We start from the raw sequence: 17,439 nt of genomic DNA on the forward strand, positions 1-17,439 counted from the left end.
GGCGGCGACAGCGTGCTGGCCAAGCGGCTGGACCTCCCCGCCAACTTCCGCCTGGTCTACGGGCACATGGGCGAGTCCATCGCGCCACCAAAAGGGGTGAACGGGCGTAACTTTCCCGCACGGGACGCGTTTCGCCGTGCTGGGCGATCAGTCCGTGATCGGCGGACGCTCGACGGACGGTCGGCGGGCGGTCAACTCTTCGGGTACGGCCACGCGTTCGGGCGGCAGCTGATTCCGTCGTGGTCGAGGAACTTGGTCTGCTGCTGCATCACCGGGGCCAGGTCGCCGTCCTTGTCACAGGTGACGTGGTTGTAGCCCAGACGGTGGCCGATCTCGTGGTTGATCAGCATCTGGCGATAGGCGTGCATCTTGTCGCCGTAGGTGTCCGCTCCCCGCGCCCAGCGGTCGGCGTTGATCATCACGCGCTCGGTGGCCGCCGAGTCGCAGGAGACGTTGTCCACGGTGGTGTCCAGGCCGGACTTGGCGCACCAGTCGGCGGTCGTGTCCGGACCGGCGAGGGTGATCACGAAATCGACCTCGCCGGAGTGGACTCGCTCGAAGGTGCGCGCGCCGTTGTGCGCCCAGCTGCGGTTGTCGTTGAGCGTCTTCTGGACCGCTTCGGCGAAGAGTTCGCCGTCGAGGCCGAGCCCCTGCTCCACGTCCACGCGGTAGGTGACCTTCTGGCCCTTGCCCGGAGCCTTGTCGATGCCGGGGATCGCGTCGAACTTCCCCGTGCCCCCGCGCGCGGCGCTCAGCGGGTACTTCTTGTCCATCTTCTGCTCGTACGTCAGCGGTTCGGCGCTGGGTACGGAGGGCGTCTCCCGGTCGTCCCCGCGCGAGGCGGAGTCTCTGACGTCGCGCGCCTGCTCGTCGACGGCCTGCGCCCGTACGCCGGTGCCGTCGCGTTCGTCGGTGACCTGCCCGGCCACGACGACGGCCAGCACGGTGGTGACGGCGGCGGCCGCGATCCCGGTGAACGCCCGTCCCTTGCCGCCCCTGGCCGGTGCGGGCTCTCCGGTCGGCGGCGCGTCGTCGTCGGGGTCGGCGGGGATGCCGGTGGCCGGGGCCGCGCTCCAGTCGGTGACGGCGGCATAGGGGTCCGCGGGGCCCGGCGGGCGGGGCGCGGAGGCGGACGCGCGGGGGGAGAAGAGGTCGGTGTCCTCACCGAAGGCGTCGAGGTAGTCCTGGCGCGGCCCTCCGGGAGGCGCCTGCCGCTGTCGCGGGAAGGGCGCACCCTGCCCCGCCGGCATGCCGTACCCGGCCCCGGCCGCCGTACGACCGTCCAGCGTTCCCCAGCCGCCCCCGGGTTCCCGCTGCTCGGGATGCCCACCACGAGCCTGGGGAACGCCCTGGGCAGGAGTTCCGTCGGGCAGCCGGGGAACCCCCTGCGCGGGGGTCCCGTCCGGCAGCCGGGGAAAGCCGTGCGCCGGGGTTCCGTCCGGCAGGCGCGGTACGCCATGTGCGGGCGTTCCGTCCGGGAGCCATCCGTCCGGCAGGCGCGGAACGCCGTGCGCGGGCGTTCCGTCCGGGAGGCGCGGCACTCCGCCGGCCGGTGTCCCGTATCCCGCCGTTCCGTACGCCGGAGGGGCCCCGTACCCCTGGGGTCCCCCCACGGACCCCTGTTGCGGCGGGGGCGCGGGCGTCCTGCGCGGGCCCGGGCCGGACGCCCGCGCCCTGCCCGCCTGCCCGGCCCCGGACGAACCGCCCGGCGCCGGACGGCCGTCCCGTACGGCGCTCTTGTCCGCGGTGCCGCCCTTCGGGGCGGGTCCACGGCGGCTGTGGCGTCCCACGTCGCGCCTCAGCCCCTCGTGTTCTCGGCGGTGGTACCCCCACCGGTGCCGGCGGGTGGACCCGGAGCGCCCTGCGCGCCCGGCTCACCAGTATCCCCCTGATCCGCCGAATCCGTTGTACCCGCGAGGAGTTCGCGGAAGGCGAGGGCCACCGTCCCGGGGTACTCCATCATCGCGACATGCCCCGCGTCCGGAATCGTCACCAGCCGGCAGTTCCGGAAGGCGCGCGCCGACCGCTGGGCCATGCGGAAGCCGACGAGCTGGTCCCGGCCGCCGTAGACGAGCAGGGTCGGCGCGAGCACCCGCTCGGCCTGGCGCCACAGCCCCTGCTGGCCACCCAGCAGATAGGCGCTGACGAGCCCGCGCGCGGAGCGCGCCATCGCGTCCCAGAAGTACGGCAGTCGCAGCCGCCGCTCCATCTCCTGCACGGCGTTGCGGAACCCTTCCGGCGACACCCGCGCGGGATCGCCGTAGCAGAGCTGCATCACGCCCCGGACGCGCTGTTCCGCCGTCCACTCGCGGGTGATTCGGGTGAACAGCGGCGCGACCCCGGGCACCGCCAGCAGTCCCGTGGGGACGGCGGTGCGCTGCACCCGCAGCTCCGGCAGGGCCGGTGACACGAGCGTGAGGGTGCGGACGAGGTCGGGGCGTACGGCGGCGACCCGGGTCGCGACCGCGCCGCCGAGCGAGTTGCCGAAGAGGTGCACCGGGCCGCGGCCGGTCGCGTCGAGATAACGGATCACCGCGCGTGCGTGCGCGGTGATGGAGTAGTCGCCGTCGTCCGGGGGCGGGGAGTCGCCGAAGCCCGGCAGGTCGACGGCCTCACTGTCGACGACGTCGTCCAGCAGCGGCATGAGCGCCGACCAGTTCAGCGAGGAACCGCCGAGTCCGTGGACGTAGAGGGCGGACGGCAGCCCCTCCCGCGCGGGTGGCCGCGACCGCACCGACAGCGTGACCCCGGGCAGCTCCACCGAGCTGAGCCGCTCGCCCTCCGCGACCCTGACCGCCGCCACCTTGGGAAGCATGTTTGCGGGCGGCACGGACGGCAGCTCGGTCGAAGACATGCGGCAATGTTACGAGACGATCACGCAGTGGTTCGTGTGTTCGCCGTCACAGGCCGCCACGAGAGGTGGCGCTCAGGACCGCCCCGGGGGGCGGAGCCCGGCGTGCGCTCCCCGTCACACCCCGGTCGCGGATCGCATAGCGTCCGAATCGGGTGTCTCCTAGGCTCGTAGGGAGGGCACCCGCACACCGTCCCTGCGGTCTTCGCAGTCTTCAGGGACGTTCGCAGCAGACGTTCGCAGGAAGGGAGCCCGGCATGGCCGTAGATCCGACCGACCCCGAGACGTTCGTGGAGGACGAGGACGCCCTCGAGAACGAGGAGTTCGACGTCGAGGCGCCCGAGGTCGACGCGGCCGAGCAGCACGCGGAGGTGAAGCCGGACCGCGACGACCCGATGACCGGCATCGACCCCGACCGCGCCAGCGAGGCGGACCTGATGGAACAGGCCAGGATCGTCTCCCTCGACGAGGACGACTACCGGTGACGAGCGCACCGGCGAGGACCGTCGCCGAGCAGTGAGGAGGAAACTTCTTGCCCGCTCTGACAGCTTTTGAAACCGTCCGTATGGCTTTCACCGTCGTCCGGTACGTGAAATTCTGCGCTCTCACCGCGCACACCACGATTACCGAAAAGTACGATGGCGGCGCGGCTCACACCGCACGTGGACGACAATGGGAGGCGGCGTGACAGCCATCGAGCAGACAGACGCGGTACGCCCGAGGGGTACACGCCTGCCACGCCGTGCCCGACGGAACCAGCTGCTGGGCGCCGCCCAGGAGGTCTTCGTCGCGCAGGGTTACCACGCGGCCGCGATGGACGACATCGCCGAGCGCGCGGGCGTCAGCAAGCCGGTGCTCTACCAGCACTTCCCGGGCAAGCTCGATCTGTATCTCGCCCTGCTGGACCAGCATTGTGAGGCCCTGATCCAGTCGGTGCGCCACGCGCTGGCGTCGACGTCGGACAACAAGCAGCGCGTGCGGGCGACCATGGACGCCTACTTCACGTACGTCGAGGACGACGGCGGCGCCTTCCGCCTGGTCTTCGAGTCGGACCTGACGAACGAGCCCGCCGTGCGCGAGCGCGTCGACAAGGTGACCAACGAGTGCGCGGAGGCGATCTGCGACGTGATCGCCGAGGACACCGGGCTGTCGCGGGCGGAGTCGATGCTGCTCGCCTCGGGGCTCGGCGGTCTCGCCCAGGTGGTGGCGCGTTCCTGGCTGCACAGCGACCGCAGCGTGCCGCGCGACCAGGCGGTGCAGCTGCTGGCCTCGCTGGCCTGGCGGGGCATCGCGGGATTCCCGTTGCACGGCAACGAACAGCACCACTGAGGAAGGCGGGCGGGCGCCGGCGGCTGTTTTGTTCCCGCCGGCTGTTCGCTCCTGGCGTTGCCGGGCGCAGCGTGTACGTCCCCTCACCGGGCTAATGTGTGCTGGTACGGCGCGGAAGGTCGCGCACTTCACTGACCGTCGGAGGGACATAGCCGTGGAGGTCAAGATCGGCGTGCAGCACGCGCCCCGCGAGATCGTTCTGGAGAGCGGTCAGAGCGCCGAGGAGGTCGAGCGCGTGGTGGCCGAGGCGCTGGCCGGGAAGTCGCAGCTGCTGAGCCTCGTGGACGAGCACGGCCGCAAGATCCTGGTCCCGGCCGACCGTCTCGCCTACGTCGAGATCGGTGAGCCGGCCCCGCGCAAGGTGGGCTTCGGCGCGCTGTAGGCGCGACCGGCAGTCGAGTGGTCGTGGAAGGGCCCGGCGGTTCGAGACCGCCGGGCCCTTCGCATGTGCACGGACGGCGCACAGATCCTCCACAGGGAGGGTTGGATTCCGCAGGTCAGGGGTAAGACGGGCTACGACCGATGTGAGCAGGCCGGCCATGTGGGAGGGACCCCGACATGCTCTTGGAAGCGCTCAGCTCCGCGATCCTCGGCCTGGCTCTGGCGTGGGCGGCCGCCCGCCGCCTGCCGCATCGCCTCCCCGACCGCGCCCTGGTCCTGCCGACCGGTGTGGCCGGAGCGCTGTTCGGCGCCTTCCTCATGAGCACCGCGCTGGACGCCGGCAACCTGCTGACGATCCTGCTCGGCGCGGTGATCGTGTCCGTGGCGTCCCTGTCGCTGCTGCTGCGCCCGGCGGGAAGACTGCGCCGCCGGTCGGCGACCGCCTGACCGGTCGCCGTTGGTGGCGGCGGGGGTGAAACCGGCCGGGTGCGGCGCCCAGAGGCGTCGTTCGGCCCCTGCCTGACTCGCGGGCCCCGGCACTGCGGTGCACGGCGGCACCGGAACCCGCTCGGCTTGACCGTGGCGCCGCGCGTCACCCGGGCGGCTGAACGTTCTCTCGCCCCGCCGCCCCTTCCCCGGGGGCTCTGCCCCCGGACCCCCGTTCGCGCAGTTCCCCGCGCCCCCGTATGCCCAGCCCCCTTCGCGGCCGCGCCGTCAGGCGGGCCTACGCCGCCAGCCCCAGTGCCGCCATGCGCTTGGTGTGGGCCTCGGTGATCCGGGAGAACATCCTGCCGACCTCGGCGAGGTCGAACCCGTCCGCGACGCCGCCCACGAGCATGGTCGACAGCGCGTCCCGGTCGGCGACGACCCGCTGGGACTGCGACAGCGCCTCGCCCATCAGCCGCCGCGCCCACAGCGCGAGCCGCCCGCCCACGCGCGGGTCCGCGTCGATCGCGGCGCGCACCTTCTCGACGGCGAAGCCGCCATGGCCGGTGTCGTCGAGCACGGCCAGCACCAGGGCGCGGGTGTCGGAGTCCAGGCGGGCCGCGACCTCGCGGTAGAAGTCGCTGGCGATGGAGTCGCCGACGTACGCCTTGACCAGCCCCTCCAGCCAGTCGGAGGGCGCCGTCTGCTTGTGGAAGCCGTCGTACGCGGCGACGAATGGCTCCATTGCGAGCGTCGGCTCCTCGCCGATCCCGGCGAGCCGGTCGCGCAGCCGCTCGAAGTGGTGGAACTCGGCCGACGCCATCTTCGCCAGCTCCGCCTTGTCCGCCAGCGTGGGCGCCAGCTTGGCGTCCTCCGCGAGCCGCTCGAACGCCGCCAGCTCGCCGTACGCGAGCGCGCCGAGCAGGTCCACGACAGCGGCACGGTACTGGGGGTCGGCGGAGGCGGCCGCCCAGTCCATGGCGGCGACGCCGGTGGGCCCGGCGGAGGTGTCGGGGGTGTCCGCGGCGTTGTCAGGCTTGTCAGAGCTCGTCATGAAGCGCACAATAGCCCGCTTGTCACGCCCCGGAAGGTCCTGGCCGATCAGTGTGACGACGACTACGTGACCAAATCGGCCATGGCGTGTGCGCGAATCCGGGGTATGGTGGTAATGCGCCTGCTGAGCACTCTGACGTACTCGACAGGCCGCATGTATGAGGATGCCCGGTCGGAGGCCCGATCGGCTCCGACCCGACAGCCCTCCTTGCCGTACGCCACACTGCGTGCGGATTCCGGAGGGGAACCCTCAGCGGTACGAGCGCTCGAGCGTCGGCAGTGGTCCCGTGCCCTACGGCATCGCCCGTAAGGCAGCCGACGTCCCCGGCACGGTTTCTGCACGACCCCCGCGCTCGCCTCGCACCGCGCACACAGAAGAGGCAGCACCCTGACTACGACGTTCCGAGAGCTCGGAATCCTCCCCGAGACCGCCGAGGCCCTGGAGGCCGTCGGCATCATCACCCCCTTCCCCATCCAGGAGATGACGCTCCCCGTGGCCCTGTCGGGCACGGACGTCATCGGCCAGGCCAAGACCGGCACCGGCAAGACGCTCGGCTTCGGTCTGCCGCTCATCGAGCGTGTCACCGTCCCCGCGGACGTCGAGGCCGGGCGCGCGAAGCCCGAGGACCTCACCGACGCGCCGCAGGCGCTGGTCGTCGTCCCCACGCGCGAGCTGTGCACGCAGGTCACCAACGACCTGCTCACCGCCGGCAAGGTGCGCAATGTGCGGGTCACCGCGATCTACGGCGGCCGGGCCTACGAGCCGCAGGTCGAGGCGCTGAAGAAGGGCGTCGACGTGGTCGTCGGCACCCCGGGCCGGCTGCTCGACCTCGCCGGGCAGAAGAAGCTCGACCTCAAGCACGTGAAGGCCCTCGTCCTCGACGAGGCCGACGAGATGCTCGACCTCGGCTTCCTCCCCGACGTCGAGAAGATCATCAACTTCCTTCCGGTCAAGCGCCAGACCATGCTGTTCTCGGCCACCATGCCGGGCGCGGTGATCGGTCTGGCCCGGCGCTACATGTCGCAGCCGACGCACATCCGCGCCACCGCGCCGGACGACGAGGGCGCGACGGTCGCGAACACCACGCAGTTCGTCTACCGCGCGCACAACATGGACAAGCCCGAGATGGTCGCGCGGATGCTGCAGGCCGACGGCCGCGGCCTGGCCATGGTCTTCTGCCGCACCAAGCGCACCGCCGCCGACCTCGCCGACCAGCTCAAGCAGCGCGGCTTCGCCTCCGGCGCGGTCCACGGCGACCTCGGCCAGGGCGCCCGCGAGCAGGCGCTGCGCGCGTTCCGCAACGGCAAGGTGGACGTGCTCGTCTGCACCGACGTCGCCGCCCGCGGCATCGACGTCGAGGGCGTGACACACGTCATCAACTACCAGTCCCCCGAGGACGAGAAGACGTATCTGCACCGCATCGGCCGCACCGGCCGCGCGGGGGCGAAGGGTACGGCGATCACGCTGGTCGACTGGGACGACATCCCGCGCTGGCAGCTGATCAACAAGGCGCTGGACCTGGGCTTGGGCGACCCGGCGGAGACGTACTCCACCTCCCCGCACCTGTTCTCCGACCTCGGCATTCCCGAGGGCACCAAGGGCGTCCTGCCGCGCTCGGAGCGTACGCGCGCCGGGCTGGACGCGGAGGAGCTGGAGGACCTGGGCGAGCCGGGCGGGCGTGGACCGCGCGGGCGCGGTGGCCGGGTCGGGCGCGACGGCTCCCGTTCCGCGGAACACGAGACCTCGGCCCGTACGCCGCGCCGCCGTCGCCGTACGCGCGGCGGTGCGGTGCTGGACGAGGCGGCGCAGCAGCCCGTGAACCCGGCCGCCGAAGGCGCCGGCGAGGCGGAGACCGACGCGGTCGCCCGCACCCCGCGCCGCCGCCGCCGTACGCGCAGCGGAGTCCCGGCCGGGGCGACGACCGCGGTGGAGGCGGCGGAGTCCGCCGTCGACACGGCGGAGGGGACGGCGGCGGAGGCCGCCGAGGCTCCCGCGAAGCCGCGCCGCCGCCGGACGCGCCGGGGCGCGGCGGACACGGCAGCCGCCGTGGTCACCCCGGTGGCCGAGGAGACCACGGTGGCCGAGGCGCCCCCGGTTGCCTCGGAAACCCCGGTCATCACGCAGGCTCCGGTCATCACGGAGCCCGAGGCTCCGGCCGCCGAACCGCGCCGTCGCCGCACCCGCAGGACCGCGGACACCGCGGTGGTGGACACGGCGGAGGCGACCACCGAGGCGGTCGAGGAGGTCAAGCCGCGCCGTACGCGCAAGACCGCGGCCAAGAAGGCGGAGACCGCCGTCGACACCGCCGAAGGCACCACCGAACCGGCCGAGGCCACCGAGGCGACGGAGACCAAGCCCCGCCGCACCCGCAAGACCGCCGCCAAGAAGACCGAGACCGCCGTCGACGCGGTCGAGGCAGGCACCGAGGCGGTCGAGGAGGTCAAGCCGCGCCGTACGCGCAAGACCGCGGCCAAGAAGGCGGAGACCGCCGTCGACACCGCCGAAGGCACCACCGAACCGGCCGAGGCCACCGAGGTGACCGAGACCAAGCCCCGCCGCACCCGCAAGACCGCCGCCAAGAAGACCGAGACCGCCGTCGACACCGCGGAAGCCGCCGAGGCCAAGCCTCGCCGTCGGACCCGCAAGGTCGCCGAGTCGGAGCCGGCCGTCGCCGTCGGGATTCCGGCGCAGGCGGTTCCGGAGGCCGAAACGGTCGAGGAGACCAAGCCGCGCCGTACGCGCAAGGCCGCGGCCAAGAAGACCGAGACCGCCGTCGACACCGCGGAGGCCGCCGAGGCCAAGCCCCGGCGTCGGACCCGCAAGGTCGCCGAAATTCCGGCACAGGCCGCGGACGAGGCGGAGACCAAGCCCCGCCGCACCCGCAAGGCCGTGGCCGTGGCCGAGCCGGAGCCGGAGGCCAAGCCCCGGCGGACCCGCAGGACGGCAGCCGCCGCGGAGTCCGCGGAGGGCTGACGCAACGAACCGACGGCCCGGTCCCCCACCCGCGGGGCCGGGCCGTCGGCGTGTCCGCACCCGCTACCCTCACCCCGTGACCAGCCACTCCCCCTCCGCCCCGCCCCCCGGCGCCCACACCCACGCCCACCGACTCCGTACCGCACGCGGCGAGTTCGCCGTCGTGGACGTGCCACCGGCCGCCGGAGTCACGGCGCGGGGGGTCGCGCTGCTGCTGCCCGGATACACCGGCAGCAAGGAGGACTTCACGCTGGTGCACGAGCCGCTCGCCGCGCGCGGATACCGCACCGTCGCCGTGGACGGGCGGGGCCAGTACGAGTCGGACGGGCCCGCCGACGACGAATCCGCCTACGAACAGGACGAGTTGGCGCGTGACGTCCTCGCACAGGCGAACGCGATCGGTGCGCCCGTGCACCTCGTCGGGCACTCGCTCGGCGGCCAGATAGCCCGTGCCGCCGTCCTCCTCGACCACTCCCCCTTCCGCTCGCTCACCCTGGTCTCCTCCGGCCCCGCGCGGATCTCCGTCTCCCAGGAGCAGCGCGTGAAACTGCTGCGGGACGCGCTCGCGGTGATGTCGATGGCGGAGTGCTGGGAGGCGATCCTGGCCATGGGCCCGCCCGAGGAGATGGGCGGGCCCGCGCGCGGGCCCGTCGGTCAGGAGCACCTGCGGCGCCGCTGGCTGGGCACCAGTCCCGCGCAGCTGCTGGCCACCGGAAGGCAGTTGTGCACGGAACCGGACCGGGTCGCGGAACTGGCCGCCGTACCGCTGCCGTTCCACGTCCTGTCGGGGGCACGCGACGACACCTGGCCGGTGCCGGACCTCGACGGGATGGCCCTCCGCCTCGCGGCGCACCGCACCGTCGTCGACGGGGCCGAGCACTCGCCCGCCGCCGACCGTCCCGCACCGACCGCCCGCGCCCTCGCCGACTTCTGGGACGGGCTCGCGTCCGCCCCTTAGCACTGCTCAGTACTGCGCCTGCAAGTGGTCCCAGAAGCCGTCGCGCAGGACGCGCCGCAGGTCCGCCTGGCCGCGCAGGGAGTACTGCAGCAGCCCCTCCGCCTCCACCAGCAGGTCCTGGTCGACGGATCCGGGCAAGTAAGGATGGCCGGGAAGCAGTTCCACCAGCGTGTCCCTGCCCCGCGCGGCCAGCCACTTCGCGGCGATCTGCGCGCCGACGAACCGGACGTCCTCGCGGGCGGGCCGGCCCGTCGCGGGCTCGTACGCCGGTGCCGTGCGCCGGGAGACGTACGGCTTGAAGAAGTCCAGGTCGAGCGTGCGCTGGCTGTCGACCTCCCAGAGCAGCGGCTCTGCCTGGTTGCGGCCCTCGGGCGCCTCGATGCCCCAGAGGTGGACCCGGGCGCCGTACCCCTGGGCCGCCTCGACCGCCGAGACGAGGTCCTCGTCGCCGCCGAGCAGGGCCGCGTCGCTGATGGCGCGGTGCCGGGCCAGTGACTCCAGGTCGCTGCGGATCAGGGAGTCGACGCCCTTCTGCTGGTTGTTGGCGTTGAGGTTGCCGAGGCGGACCTTGACGTCCGGGAGCTCGGCGATGGACTGCTGCTCGGCGGTGTGGATGCGGCGTCTGGCCCCGTCGTACCAGTAGACCCGCAGCAGCCTGCTGTCCGCGAAGACGGTGCGGGCGCGGTCGATGAGCGCGTCGATGAGTCCCTCGGCGTCGAGGTCGAAGGCCCGGCGGTCCTCCGTCCCGGCCACGAGCCGTCCCGCGGCGGCGTACAGATAGCCCGCGTCGACGAAGATGGCGTGCGTCGAGGGCGTCTTCGCCACCTCGGCGAGCATGCGCTGGAGCAGCTCGTTGGTGCGGTCGATACGGGCGTGCAGCGCCGCGAGGTCTTCGTTCATCACCTCCATTGTCCCGGTGGTCACGCTACGAACACAACCGGTCCCGGTCGGTCTCCTTCGAAACCCTTACCGGTCAGTATTTAGTCGATCGAAAAATTTCCTTAGCGTAGGGAATGTTTGCATCGCGCAGGGCGTTGGACCCGTCATGGAACAGGGGCCCGAGCGGCCCGTGGGCCACCCACCGAGTAGTTCTCCTTCAGGAGGATGACCAGACGAAGGGAGAAGCCCCTTGCGCTTCGAAATCATGCGACTCGACGACGTCGACGGCACGCCCGTGGACACCACCGTCGTGGACGCCGCCTCCGTCAACCGCATCGTTCAGCAGGCCGCCGCCATCGGACAGCGCCTGTGGATCCGCCCGGCCGACACACCGGCCTCATAACGCGCGGCACGCGGAGGACCGGCCACACGGGCCGGTCCTCGCGCACGTACGCCCCGGAGCCCCCGTACCGTCACCGGTACGGGGGCTCCGCGCGTCCGGCGCCGGGTCAGCCGCCCCGGATCACCTGGGTGACGCCGTTGATGATCTGCTGCACGGCGATCGCGGAGAGCATCATGCCGGCCAGGCGCGTCACCAGCACCACGCCGCCGTCCTTGATGACCCGGATGATCAGCAGCGAGTACCGCATCACCAGCCATAGCACGACGTGGATGGCGAGGATCGCCGACCACACCGAGACCTGCCCGGTGACGCCGTCGGCCTTCTGCACGGCGAGGATGACCGACACGATCGCACCCGGCCCCGCCAGCAACGGCATGCCCAGCGGGACCAGCGCGACGTTGACGTCCTTGGTCTGCTTGGGCTCGTCGGTCTTGCCGGTGAGCAGGTCCAGCGCGATCAGCAGGAGCAGCAGTCCGCCCGCGATCATCAGCGCGGGCACCGACACGTGCAGGTAGTCGAGGATCTGGTGGCCGAGCAGCCCGAACACGGTGATCACGCCACCGGCCACACAGACGGCCTGGAAGGCCATCCGCTTCTGCATCTTCGCGGGCCGGCCCGCGGTCAGGGCGAGGAAGATCGGAGTGATCCCGGGGGGATCCATGATGACAAAAAGGGTCAGGAAGAGAGAGCCGAAGACGGCGACGTCGAGCATGACAGCCTTGCTGAGGAACGGATGGAGAAAGGTGCGGAGAGGAAAAGGTGCGGGAAGGAGGGGGAGAAGCCTCAGACTCCGCCGGTCCCCGGCACCGGGAACGCCCCGGTCGCCCGCCGCGTGATCTCGCCGTACACCTCGGGGTCCGTCATGAACTCGCCGAGGACGCAGGTCTTGCGGCTGCCGTGGTAGTCGCTGGAGCCGGTCACCAGGATCCCCAGTTCCCTCGCGAGGCCGCGCAGCCGCGCCCGCGTCTCCGGGCCGTGGTCCATGTGGTCGACCTCGAGGCCGTCGAGGCCGGCCGCGGCCAGCTCGGCGATCGCGGACTCCGGCACCGTCCTGCCCCGCTTGCTCGCGGCGGGGTGCGCGAAGACGGCGACCCCGCCCGCGTTCTTGATCAGCCGCAGGGCCTCGAAGGGATCGGTCTCGTGCTTCTCCATGTGGGCCCGGCCGCCGTCGGCCAGCCACTCCTGGGTGAAGGCGTCGCTCACGGTGGGCACGACGCCCAGCTCGACGAGTGCGCTGGCCACGTGGGGGCGGCCCACCGAGCCGTCGCCGGCGATCCGCGCGACCTGCTCCCAGGTGACCGGCACGCCCAGCGCGTTCAGCTTGGCGATCATGCCCTGGGCCCGCGGCACCCGGTCGTCCCGGACCAGCTCACGCTCGGCGAGCAGCGCGGGCTCCTCGGGGTCGAAGAGGTAGGCCAGCATGTGCATGCTGATGCCGTCGAGCCGGCAGGAGAGTTCCGCTCCGGGGACCAGCGTGAGTCCCGGCGGGAGCGCGGCGAGCGCCTCGGCGTACCCGCGGGTGGTGTCGTGGTCGGTCAGCGCGATGACGTCGAGACCGGCGGCGGCCGCCTTGCGGACCAGCTCGGCCGGCGTGTCCGTACCGTCGGACGCGGTGGAGTGGGTGTGCAGATCGATACGCACGACGCATGACTCCAAGCGGTGACGGACGGACGGGGACGCCCCAGGATAACCGGATTTTCACACGTCCCCTGTCACACCCGAACCCGCCGTACGCCCCCTACCGGCCCGCTGTGCGGCGTCTACACCTCCAGCAGGCGCGGTGAGAGCGCGCCACAGGGCACCAGCTCCACCTCGGCCCCCACGTCCCGCAGGTCGGCGAGGACCAGCTCGTCGTACATCAGCATCCCGGACTGCTCCGGCCACACCACCGCCCACAGCCACATCCCGAGCGCCTCGCCCGCGAAGACGGCGCGGTCGTCCGGCGTCTTGGCGACGTGCCAGAGCGGGGTCGGGCGGCCGGCCGCCAGCACCTTGGCCTGGGGTGGCTTCTCGATGTTCATGTACGGCCCCGGGTCCGGGCCGTCGACGCCCGCGTACCGCGCGCCGAGGCCCACGCCGAGTTCCTCGGCGACCAGGATGAGCTCACCCATGCCGCCGAGCGGTCCCGGCCCGGTGCACGCGACGGCCGTCGCCCGGCCCCCGCCGCGGTCGTCGCCCGCGCTGGCCACGCCCGTGAACAGCCAGCCCACCGGCAGCGGCCACGGCATCCACACCGGCACCTTCGTGCGGTGCACGACGACTTCGAGGGCCTCGACGCTCGGCGGTATCACCGGCTGCAGCGGGTGCACGGTGCCGTGCACGTCGCATTGCCAGGCATCCGAGAAAAGGCCGGGAGCCCTGACCCGGCCACCACACTTCGGGCAACTGGGTTCGCCCCTCATAGGGCCCCACGGTCCTACCCCTGCCGCGCCACGTCAAGGACGATCACCCGGCCGGCGCACGCGTCTTCCGGAACGAACGGGCGGCCGCGGGTGACCGTTCGCTCCGGTGGCCGCACCACGGACCACCCGTCAAGCGATGAGTTCGAGCCACTGGTGTCAGGCCAACGGGACGGATTTCCGGGACGGATCCCGCAGGTCCGTGCCCTGGTTCAGCCAGCGCTCCTGGAGGGCCTGGGCGCCGTGCACCCGCTTCCAGGCCGCCTCGTTCGGGGTCATCGGCAACAGCGGCAGGAACCGTACGGGGTCCAGGGGCCCGTCGAGCTCCAAGTCCTCCACCAGGCCGCCCGGCTCGGCGACCAGCACCGAGGTGAACGGGGCGCCGGGCCACAGCGGTCCCCCCACGTCCAGCGAAGCACCGGGAGCTACGACCACGCCCTCGACCTGCGGGGACGCGGCCAGCACGGCGAGCGGACGGAGCACCTTGTCGGTGTCCGCGACACCGCCGCGGACGGACAGCACGAGCTCGACACGAGGACCCCTGACCGGGTCCGCGATCACCGCCGTGGGGTCGTTCATGGGCTGCGCGGACATGCCGAGGGTGGCGTAGCGCACGATGTCGCCCTCGTGGAAGCGCAGCACCTCGATGCGGTCCGTGCCCAGGAAGGTGACCGCCGCCCGGGCGTCCGGTTCGCCCAGCGCCGTACGCAACCGGGCCTCGACCAGAGGAAGAACATCAGCCATGCGGCGAGCATAGAACTCGTCAGCACCGGGCAAAGCAGAGCCTTGACACGGAAGTCGGCTGATACGCTTGGCCGGTGGTTCGGGCAGCACGCAGAAGCGTCCGATCGTCCCGAACGCCTGTGTGACGCCCCCCGTCCAGGGGGAATCCCCAAGGGGATCGTGGATCGTCCCTCACGGGGGACCGGCCGGAGGAGGTGGGGCTGGCATGGACCGAAGTCGACCGTGCAGTAGCACCCGCTCTTCCGCCCGCTGATGCAGCTGCTCCTGTCTGGCTCCCGCCTTTCGTCCGCGCGTCTTCATCGGAAGAGCACTTTGTTTCGTTCTGCCTGATCTGCCCCAGTAGCTGTATCAGCGACGAAGCCCGCCACCGCGACGGTGCGGTGCTCCCCGCTTTGTGGACGCGCCAAACATCCGCAGTCCAGGACGTCCTCATTCCGGGTTGTTCCACCCGTCGTTCCGGCGCCTTTCGTTGCATGTATGCGAAGGAGCCCGCCATGTCGATGATCCGCGACCTGCGCGCCGTGGTCCGTCCCTCCTCCCGCGTCTCGCTGCGCAAGGAGAGCGGCCCGTACGACGCCACCCGTGACCCCGCGACGACCACCGCCGTCGTCGACTGCGCCGTCTACCGCGACGGCCGCCGCCTGGTGACCGAGGGCGGCCCGCTCACCCCGCACGAGGCGATGCGGCTGGTGCGCCGCGACGGCGGCTTCGTGTGGATCGGCCTGCACGAGCCGAACGAGGCCGAATTCGCCGGTATCGCCCGGGAGTTCGGGCTGCACCCGCTGGCCGTGGAGGACGCCGTCCAGGCCCATCAGCGGCCCAAGCTGGAGCGCTACGACGATTCGCTGTTCACGGTCTTCAAGACCGTCCACTACGTCGACCACGACGAACTCTCCGCCAGCAGCGAGGTCGTCGAGACCGGTGAGGTGATGTGCTTCACCGGCCGGGACTTCTTCATCACCGTCCGGCACGGCGGGCAGGGCTCCCTGCGGGCCCTGCGGCACCGCCTCCAGGACGACCCCGAACTGCTGGCCAAAGGGCCCTCGGCCGTGCTGCACGCCATCGCCGACCACGTGGTGGACGGCTACATCGCGGTGGCCGACGCGGTGCAGGACGACATCGACGAGGTCGAGACGGAGGTCTTCTCGCCGGGCCGCAAGGGCACCCCGCGCGGCACCGACGCCGGACGGATCTACCAGCTCAAGCGCGAGGTGCTGGAGTTCAAGCGGGCCGTGTCCCCGCTGCTGCGGCCGATGCAGCTGCTGAGCGAGCGGCCGATGCGGCTGGTCGACCCGGACATCCAGAAGTACTTCCGGGACGTGGCCGACCACCTGGCCCGGGTGCAGGAGCAGGTCATCGGCTTCGACGAACTGCTGAACTCCATCCTCCAGGCCAACCTCGCCCAGGCTTCCGTGGCGCAGAACGAGGACATGCGGAAGATCACCTCGTGGGCCGCGATCATCGCCGTGCCGACGATGGTGTGCGGGGTGTACGGGATGAACTTCGACCACATGCCCGAACTGCGGTGGAAGTACGGCTACCCGCTGGTCCTGGGGATCACGGTGGCCCTCTGCCTGGGCATCCACCGGACGCTGAAGCGCAACGGCTGGCTCTGAGCACCCCGGGAGCGCCTGGATAGGCTGGGCCCATGACAAGTGCGCTGCTCGACCGGGCCCTCATCGAGGAGGCCACGAAGAAGTCAGGCCTCGTCTGGGTCAAGGTGCCCGGCGCCGCGGCCCGCGCGCTGTGGCACGTGTGGCACGAGGGTGCCGCGTGCGTGGTCGGCGACGGGCCCGGGGAGCAGCCGCTGCCGGGGCTGGCCGACGGCGTGTCCGCCGAGGTGACGGTCCGCAGCAAGGACAAGGGCGGCCGGCTGGTCTCCTGGACGGCGACGGTCGTCGAGCTGCCGTCCGGTTCCGAGGAGTGGACGGCGGCGGTCGCCGAGCTCAAGGGCAAGCGGCTCAACGCGCCCGACGGCGAGGCGATGACCGGGCGTTGGGCCCGCGAGTGCCGGGTCCTGCGCCTGGAGCCGACCGGGGCGACGGCCCCGCTCCCCGACGGCTCCCTGGCCGAGGCCCCGCTGCCGACGCCGGTGACGACCCGGCGCCCCGCCCCGGCGGGACTGCCCCGGCTGCTGCTGAAGCGGAAGCGGCGGCAGCGCTAGGAAGCGGGGAGCTGCTTGCCGTAGTCGAGGGTCTCGTCCTCGGCCGGTTCCTCCAGCGCGAAGTCGGTGCCCCAGGACGAGAACGTGAGGGTGCCCGCCTTCCCGGCCCGCACCAGGCGCACCGGGTACGGCTTGCCCTCCAGCGAGACGTCCAGGGTGCCGCCGGAGCCCTCGTCGCCGGTGACGCGGATGGTGCGTACGCCCGACTGCTCGTGGTGGCCGTCCGTGGCCAGCTCGCCGTGCAGGGTCAGCAGGCCGCCGAGGAGGACGTCCTTGTCCGTGAAGCCGATGAACTTCTTGTACGACGGATCGCCCTGCGGCACCTTCACATACTTCTCGGCGAGCTTGTCGGCCGCCGCCCCGCCGTCCGCCCCGCCGTCCTTCTCGCCGTCCCCCTGGCCCCAGAACTCGGCGCCGGCCTTCAGGTACAGCTCGTCGTCGACCCGCAGCAGGCGAAACGTCTCCCCCTCGGTGGTGACCGAGCCGATGCCGCCCTGCTCCTTCAGCCGCATGTCCAGCGTGTACGTGCGTCCGCTGGTGACCACGGTGCCGTGCAGCCGTACGGCGCCGACCGACTCGGCGGCCTTCTGGGATCTGCTCCGGATCTGGTCGGCGGACAGTCTGCCGACACCGTTGGTGCCCTCGTTCGGGTCCTCGGAGCATCCCGTGAGCGCCGTCCCCGTCACGAGCAGCGCGCACACGGCGCCGGCCAGCGCGGCCCTGCGGGAACGGCCCCGGTAGATCGGAATCACAGGTGGGCTGCCTCTCTTACGGGGGACCTGAACGGCGTACCGCAGGGTACCGGGGCCGGGTGGACGGGACGGAGCCAGTCCGTCCGGACCGGCCGCCGGCGCACGGCCGATCGGTACGGGCTAGCC

The 17,439-nt window shown here is 72.0% G+C and carries 18 protein-coding genes; 9 read left to right on the forward strand and 9 right to left on the reverse strand.

Features of this window, described 5'->3' with window-relative positions; all coding sequences use genetic code 11:
* Positions 1-191: 191 nt before the first annotated feature.
* Both AB0A94_RS34930 and AB0A94_RS34935 read right to left on the reverse strand, forming a co-directional pair.
* A complete protein-coding gene (locus tag AB0A94_RS34930; RefSeq protein ID WP_361750525.1) occupies positions 192-1,790 on the reverse strand; it encodes a DUF3152 domain-containing protein in 1,599 nt (532 codons plus the stop codon).
* Positions 1,791-1,798: 8 nt separating this feature from the next.
* Positions 1,799-2,854: an alpha/beta hydrolase gene (locus AB0A94_RS34935; RefSeq protein ID WP_361750527.1), complete on the reverse strand. Its 1,056-nt coding sequence runs from the start codon at positions 2,852-2,854 to the stop codon at positions 1,799-1,801.
* A 254-nt stretch (positions 2,855-3,108) separates the two neighbouring features.
* Here AB0A94_RS34935 and AB0A94_RS34940 point away from each other — a divergent pair, with 254 nt between their 5' ends.
* The 4 genes from AB0A94_RS34940 (at position 3,109) to AB0A94_RS34955 (ending at position 5,008) form a co-directional block, all read left to right on the forward strand.
* Positions 3,109-3,336: a hypothetical protein gene (locus tag AB0A94_RS34940; RefSeq protein WP_361750529.1), complete on the forward strand. Its 228-nt coding sequence runs from the start codon at positions 3,109-3,111 to the stop codon at positions 3,334-3,336.
* 199 nt (positions 3,337-3,535) lie between these two features.
* Complete coding sequence (locus AB0A94_RS34945) at positions 3,536-4,180, forward strand: TetR/AcrR family transcriptional regulator (protein WP_085574399.1); 645 nt, start codon at positions 3,536-3,538, stop codon at positions 4,178-4,180.
* 154 nt (positions 4,181-4,334) lie between these two features.
* Positions 4,335-4,562 (forward strand): DUF3107 domain-containing protein, encoded by a 228-nt coding sequence (locus AB0A94_RS34950; protein WP_019522837.1) that lies wholly within the window; start codon positions 4,335-4,337, stop codon positions 4,560-4,562.
* A gap of 176 nt (positions 4,563-4,738) precedes the next feature.
* Positions 4,739-5,008, forward strand: a complete 270-nt coding sequence (locus AB0A94_RS34955; protein WP_361750531.1) for a hypothetical protein — start codon at positions 4,739-4,741, stop codon at positions 5,006-5,008.
* Positions 5,009-5,285: 277 nt separating this feature from the next.
* On the opposite strand, the gene AB0A94_RS34960 is transcribed toward AB0A94_RS34955, so the two are convergent.
* Entirely contained in the window at positions 5,286-6,041 is a 756-nt protein-coding gene (locus AB0A94_RS34960; RefSeq protein WP_030834591.1) for a ferritin-like domain-containing protein, read from the reverse strand.
* Positions 6,042-6,521: 480 nt separating this feature from the next.
* Here AB0A94_RS34960 and AB0A94_RS34965 point away from each other — a divergent pair, with 480 nt between their 5' ends.
* Together AB0A94_RS34965 and AB0A94_RS34970 are read left to right on the forward strand one after the other, a co-directional pair.
* Positions 6,522-9,014 (forward strand): DEAD/DEAH box helicase, encoded by a 2,493-nt coding sequence (locus AB0A94_RS34965; protein WP_361750534.1) that lies wholly within the window; start codon positions 6,522-6,524, stop codon positions 9,012-9,014.
* Positions 9,015-9,090: 76 nt separating this feature from the next.
* Positions 9,091-9,972 carry an alpha/beta hydrolase gene (locus AB0A94_RS34970; RefSeq protein ID WP_361750536.1) on the forward strand — a complete coding sequence of 294 codons (882 nt, stop codon included), beginning with the start codon at positions 9,091-9,093 and terminating at the stop codon, positions 9,970-9,972.
* 6 nt (positions 9,973-9,978) lie between these two features.
* On the opposite strand, the gene AB0A94_RS34975 is transcribed toward AB0A94_RS34970, so the two are convergent.
* The gene (locus tag AB0A94_RS34975) at positions 9,979-10,881 is read right to left on the reverse strand and encodes an NYN domain-containing protein (protein ID WP_361750584.1); all 903 of its coding nucleotides are present in this window, start codon (positions 10,879-10,881) and stop codon (positions 9,979-9,981) included.
* 220 nt (positions 10,882-11,101) lie between these two features.
* Between AB0A94_RS34975 and AB0A94_RS34980 the strand changes: the two genes are divergently transcribed.
* Positions 11,102-11,254, forward strand: a complete 153-nt coding sequence (locus tag AB0A94_RS34980) for a hypothetical protein (protein ID WP_106979586.1) — start codon at positions 11,102-11,104, stop codon at positions 11,252-11,254.
* Positions 11,255-11,360: 106 nt separating this feature from the next.
* Here AB0A94_RS34980 and AB0A94_RS34985 read toward each other — a convergent pair whose 3' ends face one another.
* From AB0A94_RS34985 to AB0A94_RS35000, 4 genes are all read right to left on the reverse strand, one after another.
* The gene (locus AB0A94_RS34985; protein ID WP_361750538.1) at positions 11,361-11,966 is read right to left on the reverse strand and encodes a MarC family protein; all 606 of its coding nucleotides are present in this window, start codon (positions 11,964-11,966) and stop codon (positions 11,361-11,363) included.
* 71 nt (positions 11,967-12,037) lie between these two features.
* Positions 12,038-12,895 carry a PHP domain-containing protein gene (locus AB0A94_RS34990; protein WP_361750540.1) on the reverse strand — a complete coding sequence of 286 codons (858 nt, stop codon included), beginning with the start codon at positions 12,893-12,895 and terminating at the stop codon, positions 12,038-12,040.
* A gap of 119 nt (positions 12,896-13,014) precedes the next feature.
* The gene (locus AB0A94_RS34995) at positions 13,015-13,656 is read right to left on the reverse strand and encodes a DUF6758 family protein (protein ID WP_361750542.1); all 642 of its coding nucleotides are present in this window, start codon (positions 13,654-13,656) and stop codon (positions 13,015-13,017) included.
* A gap of 156 nt (positions 13,657-13,812) precedes the next feature.
* Entirely contained in the window at positions 13,813-14,397 is a 585-nt protein-coding gene (locus AB0A94_RS35000) for a suppressor of fused domain protein (RefSeq protein WP_361750544.1), read from the reverse strand.
* A 494-nt stretch (positions 14,398-14,891) separates the two neighbouring features.
* Between AB0A94_RS35000 and AB0A94_RS35005 the strand changes: the two genes are divergently transcribed.
* Positions 14,892-16,013, forward strand: a complete 1,122-nt coding sequence (locus AB0A94_RS35005; RefSeq protein ID WP_217129493.1) for a magnesium and cobalt transport protein CorA — start codon at positions 14,892-14,894, stop codon at positions 16,011-16,013.
* Positions 16,014-16,045: 32 nt separating this feature from the next.
* Positions 16,046-16,561: a hypothetical protein gene (locus tag AB0A94_RS35010; RefSeq protein ID WP_361750546.1), complete on the forward strand. Its 516-nt coding sequence runs from the start codon at positions 16,046-16,048 to the stop codon at positions 16,559-16,561.
* On the opposite strand, the gene AB0A94_RS35015 is transcribed toward AB0A94_RS35010, so the two are convergent.
* The gene (locus AB0A94_RS35015) at positions 16,558-17,313 is read right to left on the reverse strand and encodes a hypothetical protein (protein WP_361750548.1); all 756 of its coding nucleotides are present in this window, start codon (positions 17,311-17,313) and stop codon (positions 16,558-16,560) included. The two genes, AB0A94_RS35010 and AB0A94_RS35015, sit on opposite strands and share 4 nt — an antisense overlap.
* Positions 17,314-17,439: the final 126 nt, after the last annotated feature.

Source organism: Streptomyces sp. NPDC044984 (assembly GCF_040646935.1).
In the GTDB taxonomy this organism is placed as follows: Bacteria; Actinomycetota; Actinomycetes; order Streptomycetales; family Streptomycetaceae; genus Streptomyces.